Raw genomic sequence first — 14,104 nt, forward strand, 5'->3', positions numbered from 1 at the left:
GCGCTTCGCTCAGTCGAGCGGGTAGTCCATCTCGACCCCGGCCAACGTCACCCCATCGGGGAGCGGAACCCGAGTGCGGTTCACCTCCCGGAACCCGAACGACCGGTACAGCGGCACGCCGGGCAGCGTGGCCATCAGCACCAGCGACCGGAAGCCGGCGGCACGGGCGTCCCGCGCGCACGCGGCGAGCGTCGCGCGGCCCAGCCCCCGGCGGGTCCAGTCGGCGCGGACGAACATCGCCCGCACGCGGGCGGGCTCGACGGCCGGGTCGAGCAGGCGGCCGTCGGCGGGCCGGTCGCCCGAGCCGGTGTAGAGCTTGTCCCGCTTGCTCCACCCGCCGCAGGCCACGACCTCCCCCGCCACCTCGTGCACGAAGTAGGTGCCGTCCTCGATCAGCACCACGTCGGGTTCGGTGAGGTAGCGGGCCGCACTGGCGGTCTCGCGCTCGTCGTGGAAGCGCGGGAACAGCTCCAGCACCGATCGGCGCATGAGCGCGGCGATCCCCGGCACGTCCGACCGCACCGCCACGCGCTGCACGGGCGAATCCCCCACGCGTCCCCTCCCACCGTCGGCGACGATCATCCCACCCATCGACGGCCGGAGGGTCAGGCCAGGTGCGCGAGCAGCGCGTCGGTCGCCTCCCGGGTGGACGCCGTGCCGCCGACGTCGGCCGTCCTGGTGGCGGGGCGGGCGAGCACGGCCTCGATCGCCGCCATCACGTCCGCCGCGGCGTCGGGGTGGCCCAGGTGCTCGAGCATGAGCGCGGCCGACCAGACCGCGCCGACGGGGTTGGCGACGCCACGGCCCGCGATGTCGGGCGCGGACCCGTGCACCGGCTCGAACATCGACGGGTGGGTGCGCGTGGGGTCGAGGTTGGCCGACGGCGCGATGCCGATGCTGCCGGCCACGGCGGCGGCGAGGTCGCTGAGGATGTCGCCGAACAGGTTCGAGCCGACCACGACGTCGAACCGCTCCGGCTGGAGCACGAACTTCGCCGCCAGCGCGTCGACGTGCTCCTGGTCCCACCGCACGTCCGGGTGCTCGGCGGCCCGTTCGGCGACGATCTCGTCCCAGAACGGCAGGGTGTGCACGATGCCGTTGGACTTGGTGGCGGAGGTGAGCAGGCCGCGGCGACCGGCGGCGAGCCGGAACGCGTAGTCGACGACCCGGGTCACCCCGGCCCGGGTGAAGATCGACTCCTGGATCGCCAGCTCGTCCGGGAAGCCGCGGTTGAGCCGGCCGCCGACCTCGCTGTACTCCCCCTCCACGTTCTCCCGCACGACCACGAGGTCCACGTCGCCGGCCCGGACGTGCCGCAGCGGGCTGTCGAGCCCGTCGAACACCCGGATCGGCCGCAGGTTGACGTACTGCCGGAAGGCGCGCCGGATCGGGATGAGCAGTCCCCACAGCGACACGTGGTCGGGCACGTCGGGCCACCCCACCGCACCGAGCAGCACGGCGTCGAAGCCGCGCAGGGCGTCGAGCCCGTCGGCCGGCATCATCGCCCCCTCGGCGAGGTAGCGCCGGCACGACCAGTCGAACTCCACCCAGGACAGTCCGACGCCGTGCCGCGCCGACACCGCGTCGAGCACCTCCCGGGCCGCCCCGATCACCTCCGGGCCGATGCCGTCGCCGGGGATGACCGCGATCCGGTGCGTGGTCGCGGGCATCAGCCACCGATCCCGAGCAACGCCACCATGACCGGCAGGCCGAGGAGGATCAGCACGGCGCCGAGCACGTCGAACGAGACGCCGGACCTGATCATCTTGGTGATCGGCACCACGCCGGAGCCGTAGACGACCGCGTTCTGCGGTGTCGACACCGGCAGCATGAACCCGAACGACGCGGCGAACGTCGCGGCCAGCGCGGGCACGAACGGGTCCGCGCCGGCCGCCACCGCGATCGGGATGACGATCGGGACGACCACGGCCGCCGACGCGGTGTTGCTGGTCGTCTCCGACACCACGATCGCGAGCACGACGGCGAAGATCGTGATGGGCACCACGCTGGTCAGTCCGAGCGCGCCGGACGCGGCCTCGCCGAGGGTCTCGGCCAGGCCGGTGCTCGCCAGCAGCGAGCCGAACACGATGCCGGTGCCGAACAGCAGGATCGTGCCCCAGTCGATCTGCGCGGCGTCGCGCCAGCGCAGCGTGAACTCGCGCTGCCGCCAGTCGGTCGGCAGCAGGTACAGCAGGGACGCGCCGAGCACGGCCACGATGCCCTCGTCGAGCCGGTCTCTGATCGCGGCGTAGACGTCCGAGTCGTTGCCCGCCACCAGCGCGACGACGCCGGGCACGATCCACAGGGTCACCGTGACGCCGAACGCGATCAGGGTGTTCTTCTCCGCGCGCGACAGCGGGCCCATGGCGGCCCGCTCCCCCGCCACGTACTCGGCTACGCCCTCGATGCGCCGGATCTCCGGCCGGTTGAGCAGCAGCAGGACGACCGCCAGCGCGACGAACATGAGCGCGCAGATCGGCAGCGCGGTGGCCGTCCACTGGGCGAACGAGATCCGCTCGCCGGTGGCCTCCTCGATCAGGCCGCGCCCGATCAGGTTCGGCGGCGTGCCGACCGGGGTGAGCAGGCCGCCCACGCTCGCGCCGTAGGCCAGCATGAGCATGATCGCCGCGCCGACCCGCAGCCGCAGCGGGTCGAAGTCGGCCGCCACCAGGCCCCGGTCCTGCAACAGCTTCGCGATGACGCCGAGGATGCCCAGCGCCGTCGGCAGCAGCATCGCCACCGTGGCCGTGTTGGACACGAACGCGGACAGCACGCAGGTGATGCCGCCGAACGCGACGATCACCCCGGTGGTCGACCCGCCGACCCGGGGCAGGGACAGGATCCGGAACGCGAACCGGCGCGCGAGGCCGTGCTTGAGCATCGCCTGCGCCAGGATGAACGCGCCGATGAACGTGAAGATCGTCGACGAGCCGAACGGGCGCAGCGCGGTGTCGGGCGGCACCACGTTCAGGATGACGATGAACGCGACCCCGATCAGGCCGCCGACCGGGATCGGCACCGCCTCGGTGATCCACAGCACGATGACGCCGAGCAGGATCCCGCCGAGCGTCTGCTGGTTGCCCGGGATGTCCAGCGGCAGGGCCAGGAACACGACCGCGACGAGCGGGGCGAGCCACAACCCGACCGTCCGGCGACCGCGCTCGAACCTCTCCTCGGCGGGTGACAGCCGCTGCTCCGCGAGACCGCGGTAGGTCGAGTGACCGAGCAGGGCCTTGTCGACGTCGGTCCGGTTCGCGGGCTTCCCGTCAGCCATCGTCAGCCTCCCGTCGTCCGCACCCAGCGTGGCACCGCCGACCACGACTGGCTACCACCGACAGCGGCAACGGCGGTCAGGCCACCGGAGTGGACGATCGGCTACGGGCGCGGGCGGTGGCGGGTCCACTTGCGCCCCGACCGCTCGGCGCGCGGGGTGGTCGCGGCGACACAGCGGGGGCACAGCCACAGGCTCGGCTCGGCGGTCCGGGAGAGCCAGACCGCGTCCGGCCACGGCACGTGCCGGAACCGGCCGAGGCGGCTGCGGCTCAGGGCTTGGCCGCACAGTGTCTGGTTGGCTCCGGGCACCCACGCGTGCACGTCGCCGGACGGCTGCCGGACGCCCTCTTCGTCGACCCACTGGCTCGATGCCGCCACGTACGGCTGAGCAGTCATGGCGACGGTGTACCCGGTCGCCGTGCGGCCGACACCGCGGTCCTCAGTGGACGGTCAGGTTCGGCGTGGAACCGGCACGAGCGCGGCGGCGGTGTAGGGCGTCAGGGTGCGGAGCAGGTCGTCGGGAGCTCTCTCCGCTCGGGGCACGGGCATCCGGTCGCCGCGGAACAGGCCGCGGACCCAGCGGGCGACCGCTTTCGGCGGCGGCACGACGTCCGGGCCGAACCGCGCCTGGACGATGACGTCCTCGCCGCTGTGCGTCTCCACCGCGGCCGACCACCCGCGCTCCTCGTCCCAGAGCAGCGCCACGTCCCGGTCGGGGAACCCGGGCAGCCTGCCGTCCAGCGCCAGGTACGCGCCGGCGGGCCGTTCCGCCTGCACGTACGAGCACTCGCCGCTGAGCCCCAGTTCCTCGGTGACCAGCCGGACGTAGCCGCGCAGGCCCCACATCAACGCGTCGTCGAAGTCCAGTTCCATCGCGCATCGCCGCCTTCTCCCGACCACTCGGGGTGTCGACGCGCCGACTGTTTGACGCACTGGGCAATTACCCCGTCCGGGTGAGAGCCGAACCCGCTGGAGGTACTGTTTCGATCCAGACCACCGGGTTGACCATGGCGTTCGGGGTCGAGCACAGTGGTCGCGTGCAAAGGGCGTTGAGCATCCTGACCGTGCTCGCGTACGTGACGCTGCCGCTCGGGTCGGAGAGCTTCGAGCAGCTGCTCGTGCCGACGCTGCTCGTCGGCTCGGTCTACGGCGCGCTGGCGGTCTTCGGCTTCCCGTTCGCGCAACGGCGGGGCCGGGTGTTCGCGGCGGCGTACGTCCTGGTGCAGCTGCCGTTGGGGTTCGTGCTGTTCGCGCTGTCCGGCGCGGCGGTCGGGTCGGTGCTGCTGCTGGTGGTGCTGGTCGCGCAGAGCGTGCTGCTGCTGCCGCTGCCGGTCGCCGCCGCGGTGGCCGCGGTCATCCCGTTGATCCACGTGGAGATGGAGTGGCCCGCCGGGCTGCGCGAAGGGCTGGGCACGTTGGCCGTCACCGCGTTCACGGTCGTCATCACGGAGTTGCTGGTGCGCGAGCAACGCGCCCGCGCGGCACTCGCGGTGGCCAACGAGCGGCTGCGCGGGTACGCCGCCCAGGCCGAGCAGCTCGCGACCACGCAGGAGCGCAACCGGGTCGCCCGCGACATCCACGACGGCCTCGGCCACCACCTGACCGTCGTGCAGATGCTCCTGCAGGCGGCACGCGCGGTGATCGGCACCGCCGAGCCCGAGCGGCTCGACGCGATGCTGGCCAAGGCGCAGGACCAGTCGAAGCAGGCGCTGGCCGAGGTGCGCCGCTCGGTCGCCGCGCTGCGCGAACCCCGGTCCGAGCCGCTGGTGGACGCGTTGCGCGCGTTGGCGTCCGAGACCACCGAGGCGGGGGTGCCGACCGGGTTCGAGGTGCGCGGCGCGGCCCGGGCCGGCCGCGCGGAGGTCGACGAGTCGTTGTTCCGGGCCGCCCAGGAGGGGTTGACCAACGTCCGCAAGCACGCCGACGCGACCGCCGCGACCGTCGTGCTCGACTACGAGCGCGAGGACCTGGTCCGGTTGGAGGTGCGCGACGACGGCCGCGGGGTGGTCGACCGGTCCGGTGAGGGGTTCGGGCTGGTCGGGCTCGAGGAACGGGTGGCCGGGCTCGGCGGCCGGGTGTCGGTCGACTCGACCGCCGGGCACGGCGTGACGCTGACCGTCGAGGTGCCGGCATGACGACGCCCGACCCGCCCGTCCGCGTCCTGATCGTGGACGACCAGGCCCTGTTCCGGGAGGCGCTGGCGACGTTGCTCGAGGTCCAGCCGGAGATCGAGGTGGTCGGCGAGGCGGGCGACGGCGAGCAGGCCGTGCGGCGGTGCGCCGAGCTGCGGCCCGACGTGGTGCTGATGGACCTGAGGATGCCGGTGCTGGACGGCATCGCGGCCACGAACCGGCTGCGGGTGGAGCAGCCCGGGGTGCGGGTGCTGGCGCTGACCACGTTCGACGACGACGCCGACGTGTTCGCGGCGTTGCGCGCCGGTGCGCTGGGCTACCTGCTCAAGGACGTCTCGTCGGCCCGGCTGGTCGAAGCCCTGGTCGCCGCGCGGCGCGGCGAATCGGTGCTGCAACCGTCGGTGGCGGCGAAGCTCGTGGCGCGGGTGGCGCAACTGCCGCACGAGGACGTGCCGCCCCGTCAGCCGCCCGTGCCGCTGTCCGAGCGCGAGCTCGACGTCGTCCGGCTGCTCGCCGAGGGCCGCAGCAACCGCGAGATCGCCGGCCGCCTCTTCCTGGCCGAGGGCACGGTGAAGAACCTCGTCACCGGCGTGCTGGCCAAGCTCCAGGTGCGCGACCGCACGCAGGCCGCCCTGCGGGCGCGCGAGCTCGGGCTCTGCTGAGGTCATGTGACCTCACGCATGACCTTCGGCACCTGACCGCGCCGCACCGGCGGCCCAGGATCTCTGTTGCGCACAGGCAATCGCAACGGAGGAGCCGTGATGAGTTCGGAACAGACGATCACCACCGGTCGGAGGGCCAAGCGGACCGGTGCCGTGCTGCGCTTCGCCCGGCACGCGCTGGAGATGGCCGTCGCCATGGTGGTGGGCATGGTGGCCCTGGAACCGGTCTGGTCGTTCGCCTGGCCGGGCCTGGCCGACAACGTCACCGCGCACGTGCTGGTGATGGCGACCGACATGTCGCTGGGCATGGCGCTGTGGATGCGGATCCGCCGGCACGGGTGGGCGGGCATCGCCGAGATGTCGGCCGCGATGTACGTGCCGTACGTGGTGCTGCTGCCGTTCCACTGGGCCGACGCCCTGTCCGGTTCGGCGCTGATGACCGCCGGTCACGTGCTGATGGTCCCGGCGATGCTGGTCGCGATGCTGCGCCGCCGCCACGACTACGGGTGCTGACCGGCCATGCCCACCCTCCCACGGATCACGGGCGCCGCGCTGGTGCTCCTGCTCGCCGCCCTCGCCCTGCCGACCGCGTTCGGCGCACCGACCGTCCGCGCCGCGTTCGACGACCTGAACGCGCCGCGTGCCGACGGCGCCGCGCCGCCGCCCGCACCGGTGGCGCACGACCCGGCCAAGCCGACCGCCGTCGTCGTGGTCGGCGACCGCGGCGCCGTCGTGTCCGACACGCTGGCCCCCTACGAGATCCTGGCCACGACCGGGGCGTTCAACGTCTACGCGGTCGCGCCGTCCGGCCGCCCGGCGCCGCTGACCGGCGGCCTCGACCTGGTGCCGGACCTGACGTTCGCCGGGTTGGCCGACCTGCTCGGGGACGAGGCCGCCGACGTGGTGGTCGTGCCGGCGATGCCGGACCTCGGCGAGAGCACGACGAAGCCGGTCACGGACTGGGTGAAGGGGCAGGCGGCCGGCGGCGCGCTGCTGCTCGGCGTGTGCAACGGGTCCGGGATCCTCGCCTCGGCGGGCCTGCTCGACGGCCGTGACGCCACCGCGCACTGGCTGCGCCTGGACGCGTTCGAGGACGACTACCCGGCCGTCGACTGGGCCCGCGGCACGCGGTACGTGGACGACGGCGACGTGATCACGACAGCCGGGATCCTGTCCGGTGTCGACGGCACGCTGCGCGTGGTCGAACGGCTGGTCGGGCCGGACGCCGCGGCCGAGGCGGCGGAGGCGACCGGCTGGCCGCACTACCACCGGGGCGTCCCGGCCTCGATGGCGCAGGCTGACGTGCGGCCGGCCGACGCCGTCGTGGCGTTCAACACGGCGTTCGGCTGGGACCGCGACCGGACCGGCGTGCTGCTCACCGACGGCGTCGGCGAGATCGAGCTGGCGTCGGTCTTCGACACCTACGGCCAGTCGTTGGCCGTGCGCACGGTGGCCGTCGCGCCCGGTGGCGAGCCGGTGCGGTCGCGGCACGGGTTGACGTTCGCGCCGAGGGCGGACCCGACCGCAGCCGGCGGCCTGGACCGCCTGGTCGTGCCGGGCGAGGGTGCCGCGCGACGGCAGGCAGCGGACCGGTACGCCGGGCTGGAGCCGGTCTACCTGCACCAAGAGGGCGGTTTCCCGTTCGACGGCGTGCTGCGCGACCTCGCGCGCACCACCGACGTGGCCACGGCGACGTGGACGGCGAGGGTGCTGGAGTACCCGACCGACCACCTCGCGCTCAGCGGGTCGGCCTGGCCGTGGACCGAGACGCTGCGGCCGTTCGGGCTGGCCTTCCTCGGCGTCCTCGCGGCGCTCGGCCTGCTCCGGTGGTCGCGGGCCCGGCGAGCGGTCAGGTCGACACCAGCCGCACGGCCGCGACCGCCTCGTCCACGGACGCGTGCAGCGGCAGTGCCCCGTCCACTTGGCTGATCTGCAACGGCCGCAGCACGGCCCGGGTGTTCGCCACCACGGCGAACGGGATGCGCAGCCGGTTCGCCCGGTGGTGGGAGTTGACCAGCATCGCGATGCCGACCGAGCCCATGAACTCGAGCTCGCCCAGGTCGAGCACCACCCCCGGCGGGCGCGACTCGAACACGGCGTCGAGCTCGGCCACGACCGGCTGGTGCGTGGCGGCGTCGAGCGCGCCGGACAGGTTCACCAGCAGGATGCCGCGGTCCAGTTCGGTGGTGGTCAGGTGGTGGGCGGGCTCGGTCATGGCGAACGCTCCTCGCGGTCGGAGACCACCGAGCCTGCTACCCCCGGGCGCGGGCCGCAAAACCTGGCCCGGGGGCCCGCTCGTCCCCTGCTCACCCAGCCAGGGCGAGGAGGCTCCGATTGCGCTCGGGGTCGCGCAGCAGGCGGATGGACTCCTTCTCCAGCTGCCGCACGCGCTCCCGGGTGAGGCCGAGCTCCTCGGCCAGCTCCTGGAGGCTGCGGGGCCGCCCGTCGGCCAGCCCGTAACGCTCGGTGAGGATCCGTGCCTGCCGCTCGGGCAGCGTGCGCACCAGGGCGCGCAGCTCCTCGGAGAGCTCCTGCTGCTCGACCGCCTCCTGTGCGTCCACGGCCTCGACGTCCTCGATCAGGTCGGCCACGGACGCGCCGCCGTCGTCGCCGATCGGCGTTTCCAGGCTCAGGGCGGTGCGGCTGGCGGCCATCAGCTCGACGACCCTGGTCACCGGCATCTTCGCCGCCTCGGCGATCTCGTCCGGGGTGGGCTCGCGGTCGGTCTCCAGGCGCAGCCGCTGCTCGGCCTTGCGCAGCTTGCCCACTTCCTCGTGGACGTGCATCGGCAGCCGGATCGTCCTGGTCTGCTCGGCCAGGCCACGTTCGATGGCCTGGCGGACCCACCAGACCGCGTACGTGGAGAACTTGAAGCCCTTGGCGTAGTCCCACTTCTCCACCGCGCGGATCAGGCCCAGGTTGCCCTCCTGGACCACGTCCAGCATCGGCAGGCCGCGGAACGAGTGCTTCTTGGCCACCGACACCACCAGGCGCAGGTTCGCCCGGATCATGTGGTCCTTGGCACGCCTGCCCTGTTCGGCGACGGTGCGCAGCGCTCGGTGACGCTCCGCGTCCGGCGGCGGGCCGTCGCCCTCGTCGGACCTGCGCAGCAGTTCGGCCGCGTACACGCCGGCCTCGATGCGCTTGGCCAGCACGACCTCTTCGTCGGCGGTGAGCAGGGGCGTGGCCGTGAGCTCGCGCAGGTAGCGGCCGACGAGGTCGGCCTCGCGCGCACCCTCGCGCACGGTCGCGGTCGGGCGGGGCTCGCGCGGCTCGCGGGTCGGGCGGGTCTGGCGGGGCATCTCCACCGTCAACGACATGGTCGTCTCCTTGCCGGATCGCACCCGCGCACGGGTGACGTGCGGGGTTCCTGGGGATTTCGAGGGCCGTCCGCCGGTCTGACGGCTTCGGACGACTTTCGCCCCGCGCACCTCGGGCAGGGCCGACGCACGTTCCAACGGAACGGTTCCGGCTCGTATTCCAGCCGAGATGGCGGTGTGGGCGTGGGCGTGACGGGGCACACCCCAAGTGCTGTCGCACGGTTCGGACGACGAGTTCAGCGGAGGTGGCTGGTGACGGACGACACGACCGGCGACGACCTGGCCGCCAGGCTGAACGAGGTCGCCCGCACCCTGCACCGGCAGGACAGCGCCCAGGACACGTTGGACGAGATCGTGCGCGCGGCCGTGGAGACCATCCCCGGCGCCTGGCACGCCGGGATCATGACGATCGTGGGCAAGCGCGACGTCCGGACCGTCGCGACGACCAGCGACGTGCCGCGTGACGTGGACCAGGTGCAGTTCGACACGGGCCAGGGACCGTGCCTGTCCGCGCTCTACCAGCAGAAGATCGTCTCCGCGCCCGACCTGGCCGCGGAGACGCGGTGGCCGCTGTTCGCCAAGCGCGCGCGGGCGCTGGACGTGGCCAGCATGCTGTCGTTCCGCCTGTACGTGGAGGGTGACGACCTCGGCGCCTTGAACCTGTACTCGCCGGACACGCGTGCATTCGACGAGGAGTCCGAGCACGTGGGCCTGCTCTTCGCCGGGCACGCCGCCGTGGCGCTGGCCACCGCCCAGGAGCGCGAGCACCTGGCCGACGCGGTGCAGACGCGGGACCTGATCGGGCAGGCCAAGGGCATCCTGATGGAACGGCACCGGCTCACCGCCGACCAGGCCTTCTCCGTGCTCGTGCGGGCCAGCCAGCAGAGCAACCTGAAGTTGCGCGTCCTGGCCGAGCGGCTCACCCGGACGGGTCAACTTCCGTCCGGCTGAGCCCGCTTCCCCCGGTGTCCGACGGGCGCGCGATCATGGTGGTCCCACCACCGATCGGAGTCCCGTGGCCGACCTCCCGGTGCACCCGTCAGCCGTCGACCTGCTCGCGGACCCGGGCGGCCCCAAGGACGGGATCGCGGCCGAGTTGGCCGCACGGGTGGGGCTCACGGCAATCGACGTGCTGGAGCGAGGAGTGCTGCCGGCGGCGGCGTCGGCGGAGGCCGAACGGCTCGGTGACGTGGTCGTGCGGCCGGAGCACGTGGTGCTGGGCTGGGTGCGCGCGGTCGAGGAGCGTGGCGCACGGCCGCCGGGCGTGCCGTCGCTGGAGGTCGCGCGTGAACGGTTGCAGGCGTTGATGGCCGAACGCGCGCAGGCCGAGTACGAGGCGCTGCGGCCGATCCCGCGCCCGGACGCCGTGCGGCGGCCCCGGACGGTCCTGCTGGCAGGCGTGCCGGGCACGGGCAAGAGCACGCTGGCGGAGGCCCTGGCCTGGCGGCTCACCGCGCCGGTGTTCTCGATGGACTGGCAACTGGGCGCGCTCCTGCCGTTCGGCGGGCTGCGGACCGACAACACGACGCACCTGGCGGAGCTGAACCTGACCGCGTCGGTGGCGCGGCAGCTCCAGCTGGGTCTCGACGTGATCGTGGACGCGACCGGGCACCGCCGGGAGGCGCGGCGGCGGTGGCGGTCGGTCACCGAGCGGTTGGGCGGGGTGTTCGTCGGCGTGGAGTGCGTGTGCTCGGACGAGGCGGTGCAGCGCGGCCGGGTCGAGGGCCGGGCGCGCGGGATCCCCGGCTGGCCGGCGACGGTGTCGTGGGACCACGTGCTGCGGATGAAGCAGCGGTGGGAGAGCTGGGACGAGCCGCACCTCGTGGTGGACTCCGCGACCGAACCGCCCGAGGTCGTCCTGCGCCGCGTGCTCGATCACTGCGCGTCGCTGGAGTAGCGGCCTACCCGCGCGGGACGTCGTCGGCTTCGGGGTACTCGGCGTCGACCTCGCCGTCGAACAGGCGCCAGTAGAAGGCGTTCAGCCGGGCGGCGGCGGGCGCGTGCCGGGACAGGATCGCGGCGACGGCGGGCGGCACGTCGTCCGGGATGTCGCCGGCGGCGCACCGGCGGACGTAGGCGTTGCGGGCCGTGGGGACGTCACCGGGCGGCACGCGCACCCCGCACACGTCGGTGACCAGCCAGTTCACCAGGCGCATGGCGGCGTAACCGGCGTCGTGCGAGGCGTTGCGCCGGACGAACTCCCGTTCGGCGGCCGTCAGCTCGAAACGCGGCGACGTGACCAGCCCGAAGTCGGTCAGGTAGATCCGCTCGCCGTCGGTGCGCATGTTGCCGAGGTGCGCGTCCATGTGCAGCAGGTCGCGGTCGCGCAGGAACGCCGCAGTCTCGGAGAACTGCCGTTCGACCGCCTCGGCCTTGCTCGCGGGATCCTCGGCCAGCCACCCCTCCACGGGGTGCGGGACGTGCTCGAAGAACAGCACGAGGCTGCGCGTCGCGGCGGCCAGCGCTTCGAGGCGTGCCCGAACGGCCGTGCTGCCGCCCATCAGGGCCACGACCTCGTCCACGTCGGCGTGCTCGGCGGCGACGGGCGCGCGGCCGGGCAGCACGCGCCAGTGGTGCAGCAGCGGGAACGCCGCCGTCTCGCCCGCGAGCACCGCGTCGGTCACGATCCGGTTCGCGGCCAGTTCGCGCCACGCGGTGAACGACGGTCCGCCGATGCCGTACTGGCAGGACACCGGCAGGTCGAAGAGGTTCGCGGTGGAGTGCGGCCGGGCGAACTCCCGGTCGGTCAGCGGGACGCGCTTGACGAACACCGGCGTGCCGTCGACGTCGAGCACCGAGGAGCCGCCGCCCACGCCGCTGTGGTCGTCCGTGCCGACGACCGCTTCGAGCTCCCGGTCGCGGTACGAGGCGAGGACGGCCGACAGCCGCTCGTGGTCGGCGCGGCGGGAGGTGATCACGTCCCGATCATCCCGCAACGGCCGGCCGGCGTCCCGGCGCACGGAAAATCCCGGTCGGTACCGGCCCCCGAGTGGCTACTGTGCACGTGACGCGAGGGGGACTCATGGGCGAATCCGTCACCGCACGCCGGACCGCCCGGCCGCGCCGGTGGTAGGCGTGGACCGGCCGCCGGTGGTGCCGGCGCCGTGGCCGCAGGGGGCCGTGGTGCGGACGGCGCGGTTGCGGGTGGAGCCCGTGCGGGTCGCGCACGCCGAGGAGATGGCGGCGGTGTTGGGCGACCCCGAGCTGTACGCGATCATCGGCGGTGCGCCGCCCAGTGCCGCCGAGCTCGCGTCGCGGTACCTGCGTTGGGAGCGGCCGACGTCGGACGACGGCCGTGAGGGCCGGCTGAACTGGGTCGTGCTGCGGGCTGAGGACGGGACCGCCGTCGGCACCGTGCAGGCGACGACCGCGGCCGGCGCGAACGGGCTGACCGCCGAGGTGGCGTGGGTGATCGGGGTGCCGTTCCAGGGCCGCGGTTACGCCACCGAGGCCGCCGCGGGCGTGGTGGGGTGGCTGGTCGACGGCGGTGTGCGGGACGTGCACGCGCACATCGCGCCCGACCACCCGGCCAGCGAGGCGGTCGCTCGGCGCATCGGGATGCGCGCCACCGGCGAGTTCCGCGACGACGGCGAGCAGCGTTGGCGGTGGCGGCCGGCGCCTGCCGCCCGGACCGCGACGTGACCGGTCGTCGGTCTCGATCGCCGCACGACGGTGGTGGTCGAGTTGACCTCGCCGTCCGCGCGGGTTATCCACGGTTGTGAGCGATGACCAGCCCGGGCCGGTGCCCCACGACGACCACGTGACCGCGCCACCACCGGCCGGGCCGCCACCAACCGCGCCCTCCCCGGCGGCACCACCCCCGGCCACTCCACAACCCGCCGCGCCACAACCCGCCGAGGGCCGACCTTTCGCGGCACACCCGGCCCCTGCCCCTCCCGCCCCACCACGGGAACTGCGGTCCGGGTTGTCGTTGATCGCGGTGTTCGTGGTCGGGCAGTTGACGATGCTGCTGGTGTCCGTGGTCGTGCTGTTGTCGTACGGCTCGGGGGACGTGGCGCTGCTCGAGGACAGCCGCCTGCTCGCGTTGCTGGTCCTGCCCACGTCGTTGGGCGCGGTGGTGGCGGTGGTCGGCACGGCTTGGTTGGGCGGCGGCCAGCGGCTCGGCCGGGTGGCGCGCGAGTTGGCGCTCCGCTGGAACGCCAAGGAGATCGCCATCGGCTTGGGGCTCGGCCTGGGCGGGTTGGCCCTGACCCTGCCCGCGGCCGCGGTGTGGGCCGCGTGGGTCGGTGAGGACCAGGCCGGCTCGGCGGTCGGTGACGCGTTCGCCGGACGGGAGCTGGGACTGCCGGCGGCCGTGGTCGTGTTCCTGGCGGTCTGGCTGGTCGCGCCGCTGGCCGAGGAAGTGCTGTTCCGGGGCGTGCTGTGGCGCGCGTTGGAGCACCTGGGCTGGAACCGGTGGGTCGTGTTCCTGGTGACCAGCCTGGTGTTCTCGATCGCGCACCTGGAACTGCTGCGCACCCCGCTGCTGCTGGTGCTGTCGATCCCGATCGGCCTGGCCCGGTTGCTCACCGGCAACCTGCTCGCGAGCGTCGTCGCCCACCAGGTCAACAACCTCCTGCCGGCCATCGCCCTGCTCCTGGCCACCACCGGCAACCTGCCGTGACCGCGCCCTGACCGTTCGCCCGTCCGGGGGACACGACGACACGAGCGCATGATCCTCCGCGATACCTGGAGTACACGCCACCACTCCGGGCGG

The 14,104-nt window shown here is 73.5% G+C and carries 16 protein-coding genes; 8 read left to right on the top strand and 8 right to left on the bottom strand.

Annotated elements, in window-relative coordinates:
* Nucleotides 1–9 precede the first annotated feature (9 nt).
* The 5 genes from AB0I91_RS30720 to AB0I91_RS30740 form a co-directional block, all read right to left on the bottom strand.
* Nucleotides 10–552, bottom strand: coding sequence for a GNAT family N-acetyltransferase (locus tag AB0I91_RS30720; protein WP_498784529.1), 543 nt, complete (start codon nucleotides 550–552; stop codon nucleotides 10–12).
* A 53-nt stretch (nucleotides 553–605) separates the two neighbouring features.
* Complete coding sequence (locus tag AB0I91_RS30725) at nucleotides 606–1,670, bottom strand: tartrate dehydrogenase (protein ID WP_499640081.1); 1,065 nt, start codon at nucleotides 1,668–1,670, stop codon at nucleotides 606–608.
* Complete coding sequence (locus AB0I91_RS30730; RefSeq protein WP_499640083.1) at nucleotides 1,670–3,274, bottom strand: SLC13 family permease; 1,605 nt, start codon at nucleotides 3,272–3,274, stop codon at nucleotides 1,670–1,672. The genes AB0I91_RS30725 and AB0I91_RS30730 overlap by 1 nt, the downstream gene beginning before the upstream one ends.
* 101 nt (nucleotides 3,275–3,375) lie before the next feature.
* On the bottom strand, nucleotides 3,376–3,669 hold the full coding sequence (locus AB0I91_RS30735) for a hypothetical protein (RefSeq protein ID WP_499640085.1): 294 nt from the start codon (nucleotides 3,667–3,669) through the stop codon (nucleotides 3,376–3,378).
* 54 nt (nucleotides 3,670–3,723) lie between these two features.
* Entirely contained in the window at nucleotides 3,724–4,146 is a 423-nt protein-coding gene (locus AB0I91_RS30740; protein WP_498784537.1) for a DUF6292 family protein, read from the bottom strand.
* 164 nt (nucleotides 4,147–4,310) lie between these two features.
* Here AB0I91_RS30740 and AB0I91_RS30745 point away from each other — a divergent pair, with 164 nt between their 5' ends.
* The 4 genes from AB0I91_RS30745 to AB0I91_RS30760 all read left to right on the top strand — a co-directional run bounded on the left by AB0I91_RS30745 (nucleotide 4,311) and on the right by AB0I91_RS30760 (nucleotide 7,996).
* Nucleotides 4,311–5,408, top strand: a complete 1,098-nt coding sequence (locus AB0I91_RS30745) for a sensor histidine kinase (RefSeq protein WP_498784539.1) — start codon at nucleotides 4,311–4,313, stop codon at nucleotides 5,406–5,408.
* A complete protein-coding gene (locus AB0I91_RS30750; RefSeq protein ID WP_498784541.1) occupies nucleotides 5,405–6,067 on the top strand; it encodes a response regulator in 663 nt (220 codons plus the stop codon). The genes AB0I91_RS30745 and AB0I91_RS30750 overlap by 4 nt, the downstream gene beginning before the upstream one ends.
* A gap of 99 nt (nucleotides 6,068–6,166) precedes the next feature.
* Nucleotides 6,167–6,580 carry a hypothetical protein gene (locus tag AB0I91_RS30755; protein ID WP_498784543.1) on the top strand — a complete coding sequence of 138 codons (414 nt, stop codon included), beginning with the start codon at nucleotides 6,167–6,169 and terminating at the stop codon, nucleotides 6,578–6,580.
* A 6-nt stretch (nucleotides 6,581–6,586) separates the two neighbouring features.
* Nucleotides 6,587–7,996, top strand: a complete 1,410-nt coding sequence (locus AB0I91_RS30760) for a DJ-1/PfpI family protein (protein WP_499640088.1) — start codon at nucleotides 6,587–6,589, stop codon at nucleotides 7,994–7,996.
* Here the strand turns inward: AB0I91_RS30760 and AB0I91_RS30765 are convergent.
* Nucleotides 7,917–8,282, bottom strand: coding sequence for an STAS domain-containing protein (locus AB0I91_RS30765; protein ID WP_498784547.1), 366 nt, complete (start codon nucleotides 8,280–8,282; stop codon nucleotides 7,917–7,919). The genes AB0I91_RS30760 and AB0I91_RS30765 overlap by 80 nt on opposite strands.
* Before the next feature lie 91 nt (nucleotides 8,283–8,373).
* Nucleotides 8,374–9,387 carry a sigma-70 family RNA polymerase sigma factor gene (locus tag AB0I91_RS30770; protein ID WP_498784549.1) on the bottom strand — a complete coding sequence of 338 codons (1,014 nt, stop codon included), beginning with the start codon at nucleotides 9,385–9,387 and terminating at the stop codon, nucleotides 8,374–8,376.
* Nucleotides 9,388–9,639: 252 nt separating this feature from the next.
* Here AB0I91_RS30770 and AB0I91_RS30775 point away from each other — a divergent pair, with 252 nt between their 5' ends.
* Complete coding sequence (locus AB0I91_RS30775) at nucleotides 9,640–10,338, top strand: GAF and ANTAR domain-containing protein (RefSeq protein ID WP_498784551.1); 699 nt, start codon at nucleotides 9,640–9,642, stop codon at nucleotides 10,336–10,338.
* A gap of 64 nt (nucleotides 10,339–10,402) precedes the next feature.
* The gene (locus AB0I91_RS30780) at nucleotides 10,403–11,284 is read left to right on the top strand and encodes an AAA family ATPase (protein ID WP_498784553.1); all 882 of its coding nucleotides are present in this window, start codon (nucleotides 10,403–10,405) and stop codon (nucleotides 11,282–11,284) included.
* Nucleotides 11,285–11,288: 4 nt separating this feature from the next.
* Here the strand turns inward: AB0I91_RS30780 and AB0I91_RS30785 are convergent, their stop codons facing one another.
* On the bottom strand, nucleotides 11,289–12,305 hold the full coding sequence (locus AB0I91_RS30785) for a serine/threonine protein phosphatase (protein ID WP_499640091.1): 1,017 nt from the start codon (nucleotides 12,303–12,305) through the stop codon (nucleotides 11,289–11,291).
* A gap of 157 nt (nucleotides 12,306–12,462) precedes the next feature.
* On the opposite strand from AB0I91_RS30785, the gene AB0I91_RS30790 reads away from it, so the two are divergent.
* Both AB0I91_RS30790 and AB0I91_RS30795 read left to right on the top strand, forming a co-directional pair.
* Nucleotides 12,463–13,029 (top strand): GNAT family N-acetyltransferase, encoded by a 567-nt coding sequence (locus tag AB0I91_RS30790; protein ID WP_499640093.1) that lies wholly within the window; start codon nucleotides 12,463–12,465, stop codon nucleotides 13,027–13,029.
* 283 nt (nucleotides 13,030–13,312) lie between these two features.
* Entirely contained in the window at nucleotides 13,313–14,011 is a 699-nt protein-coding gene (locus AB0I91_RS30795) for a CPBP family intramembrane glutamic endopeptidase (RefSeq protein WP_498784559.1), read from the top strand.
* Nucleotides 14,012–14,104 lie beyond the last annotated feature (93 nt).

This window comes from Actinosynnema sp. NPDC049800 (assembly GCF_040656635.1).
Lineage (GTDB): Bacteria > Actinomycetota > Actinomycetes > Mycobacteriales > Pseudonocardiaceae > Actinosynnema.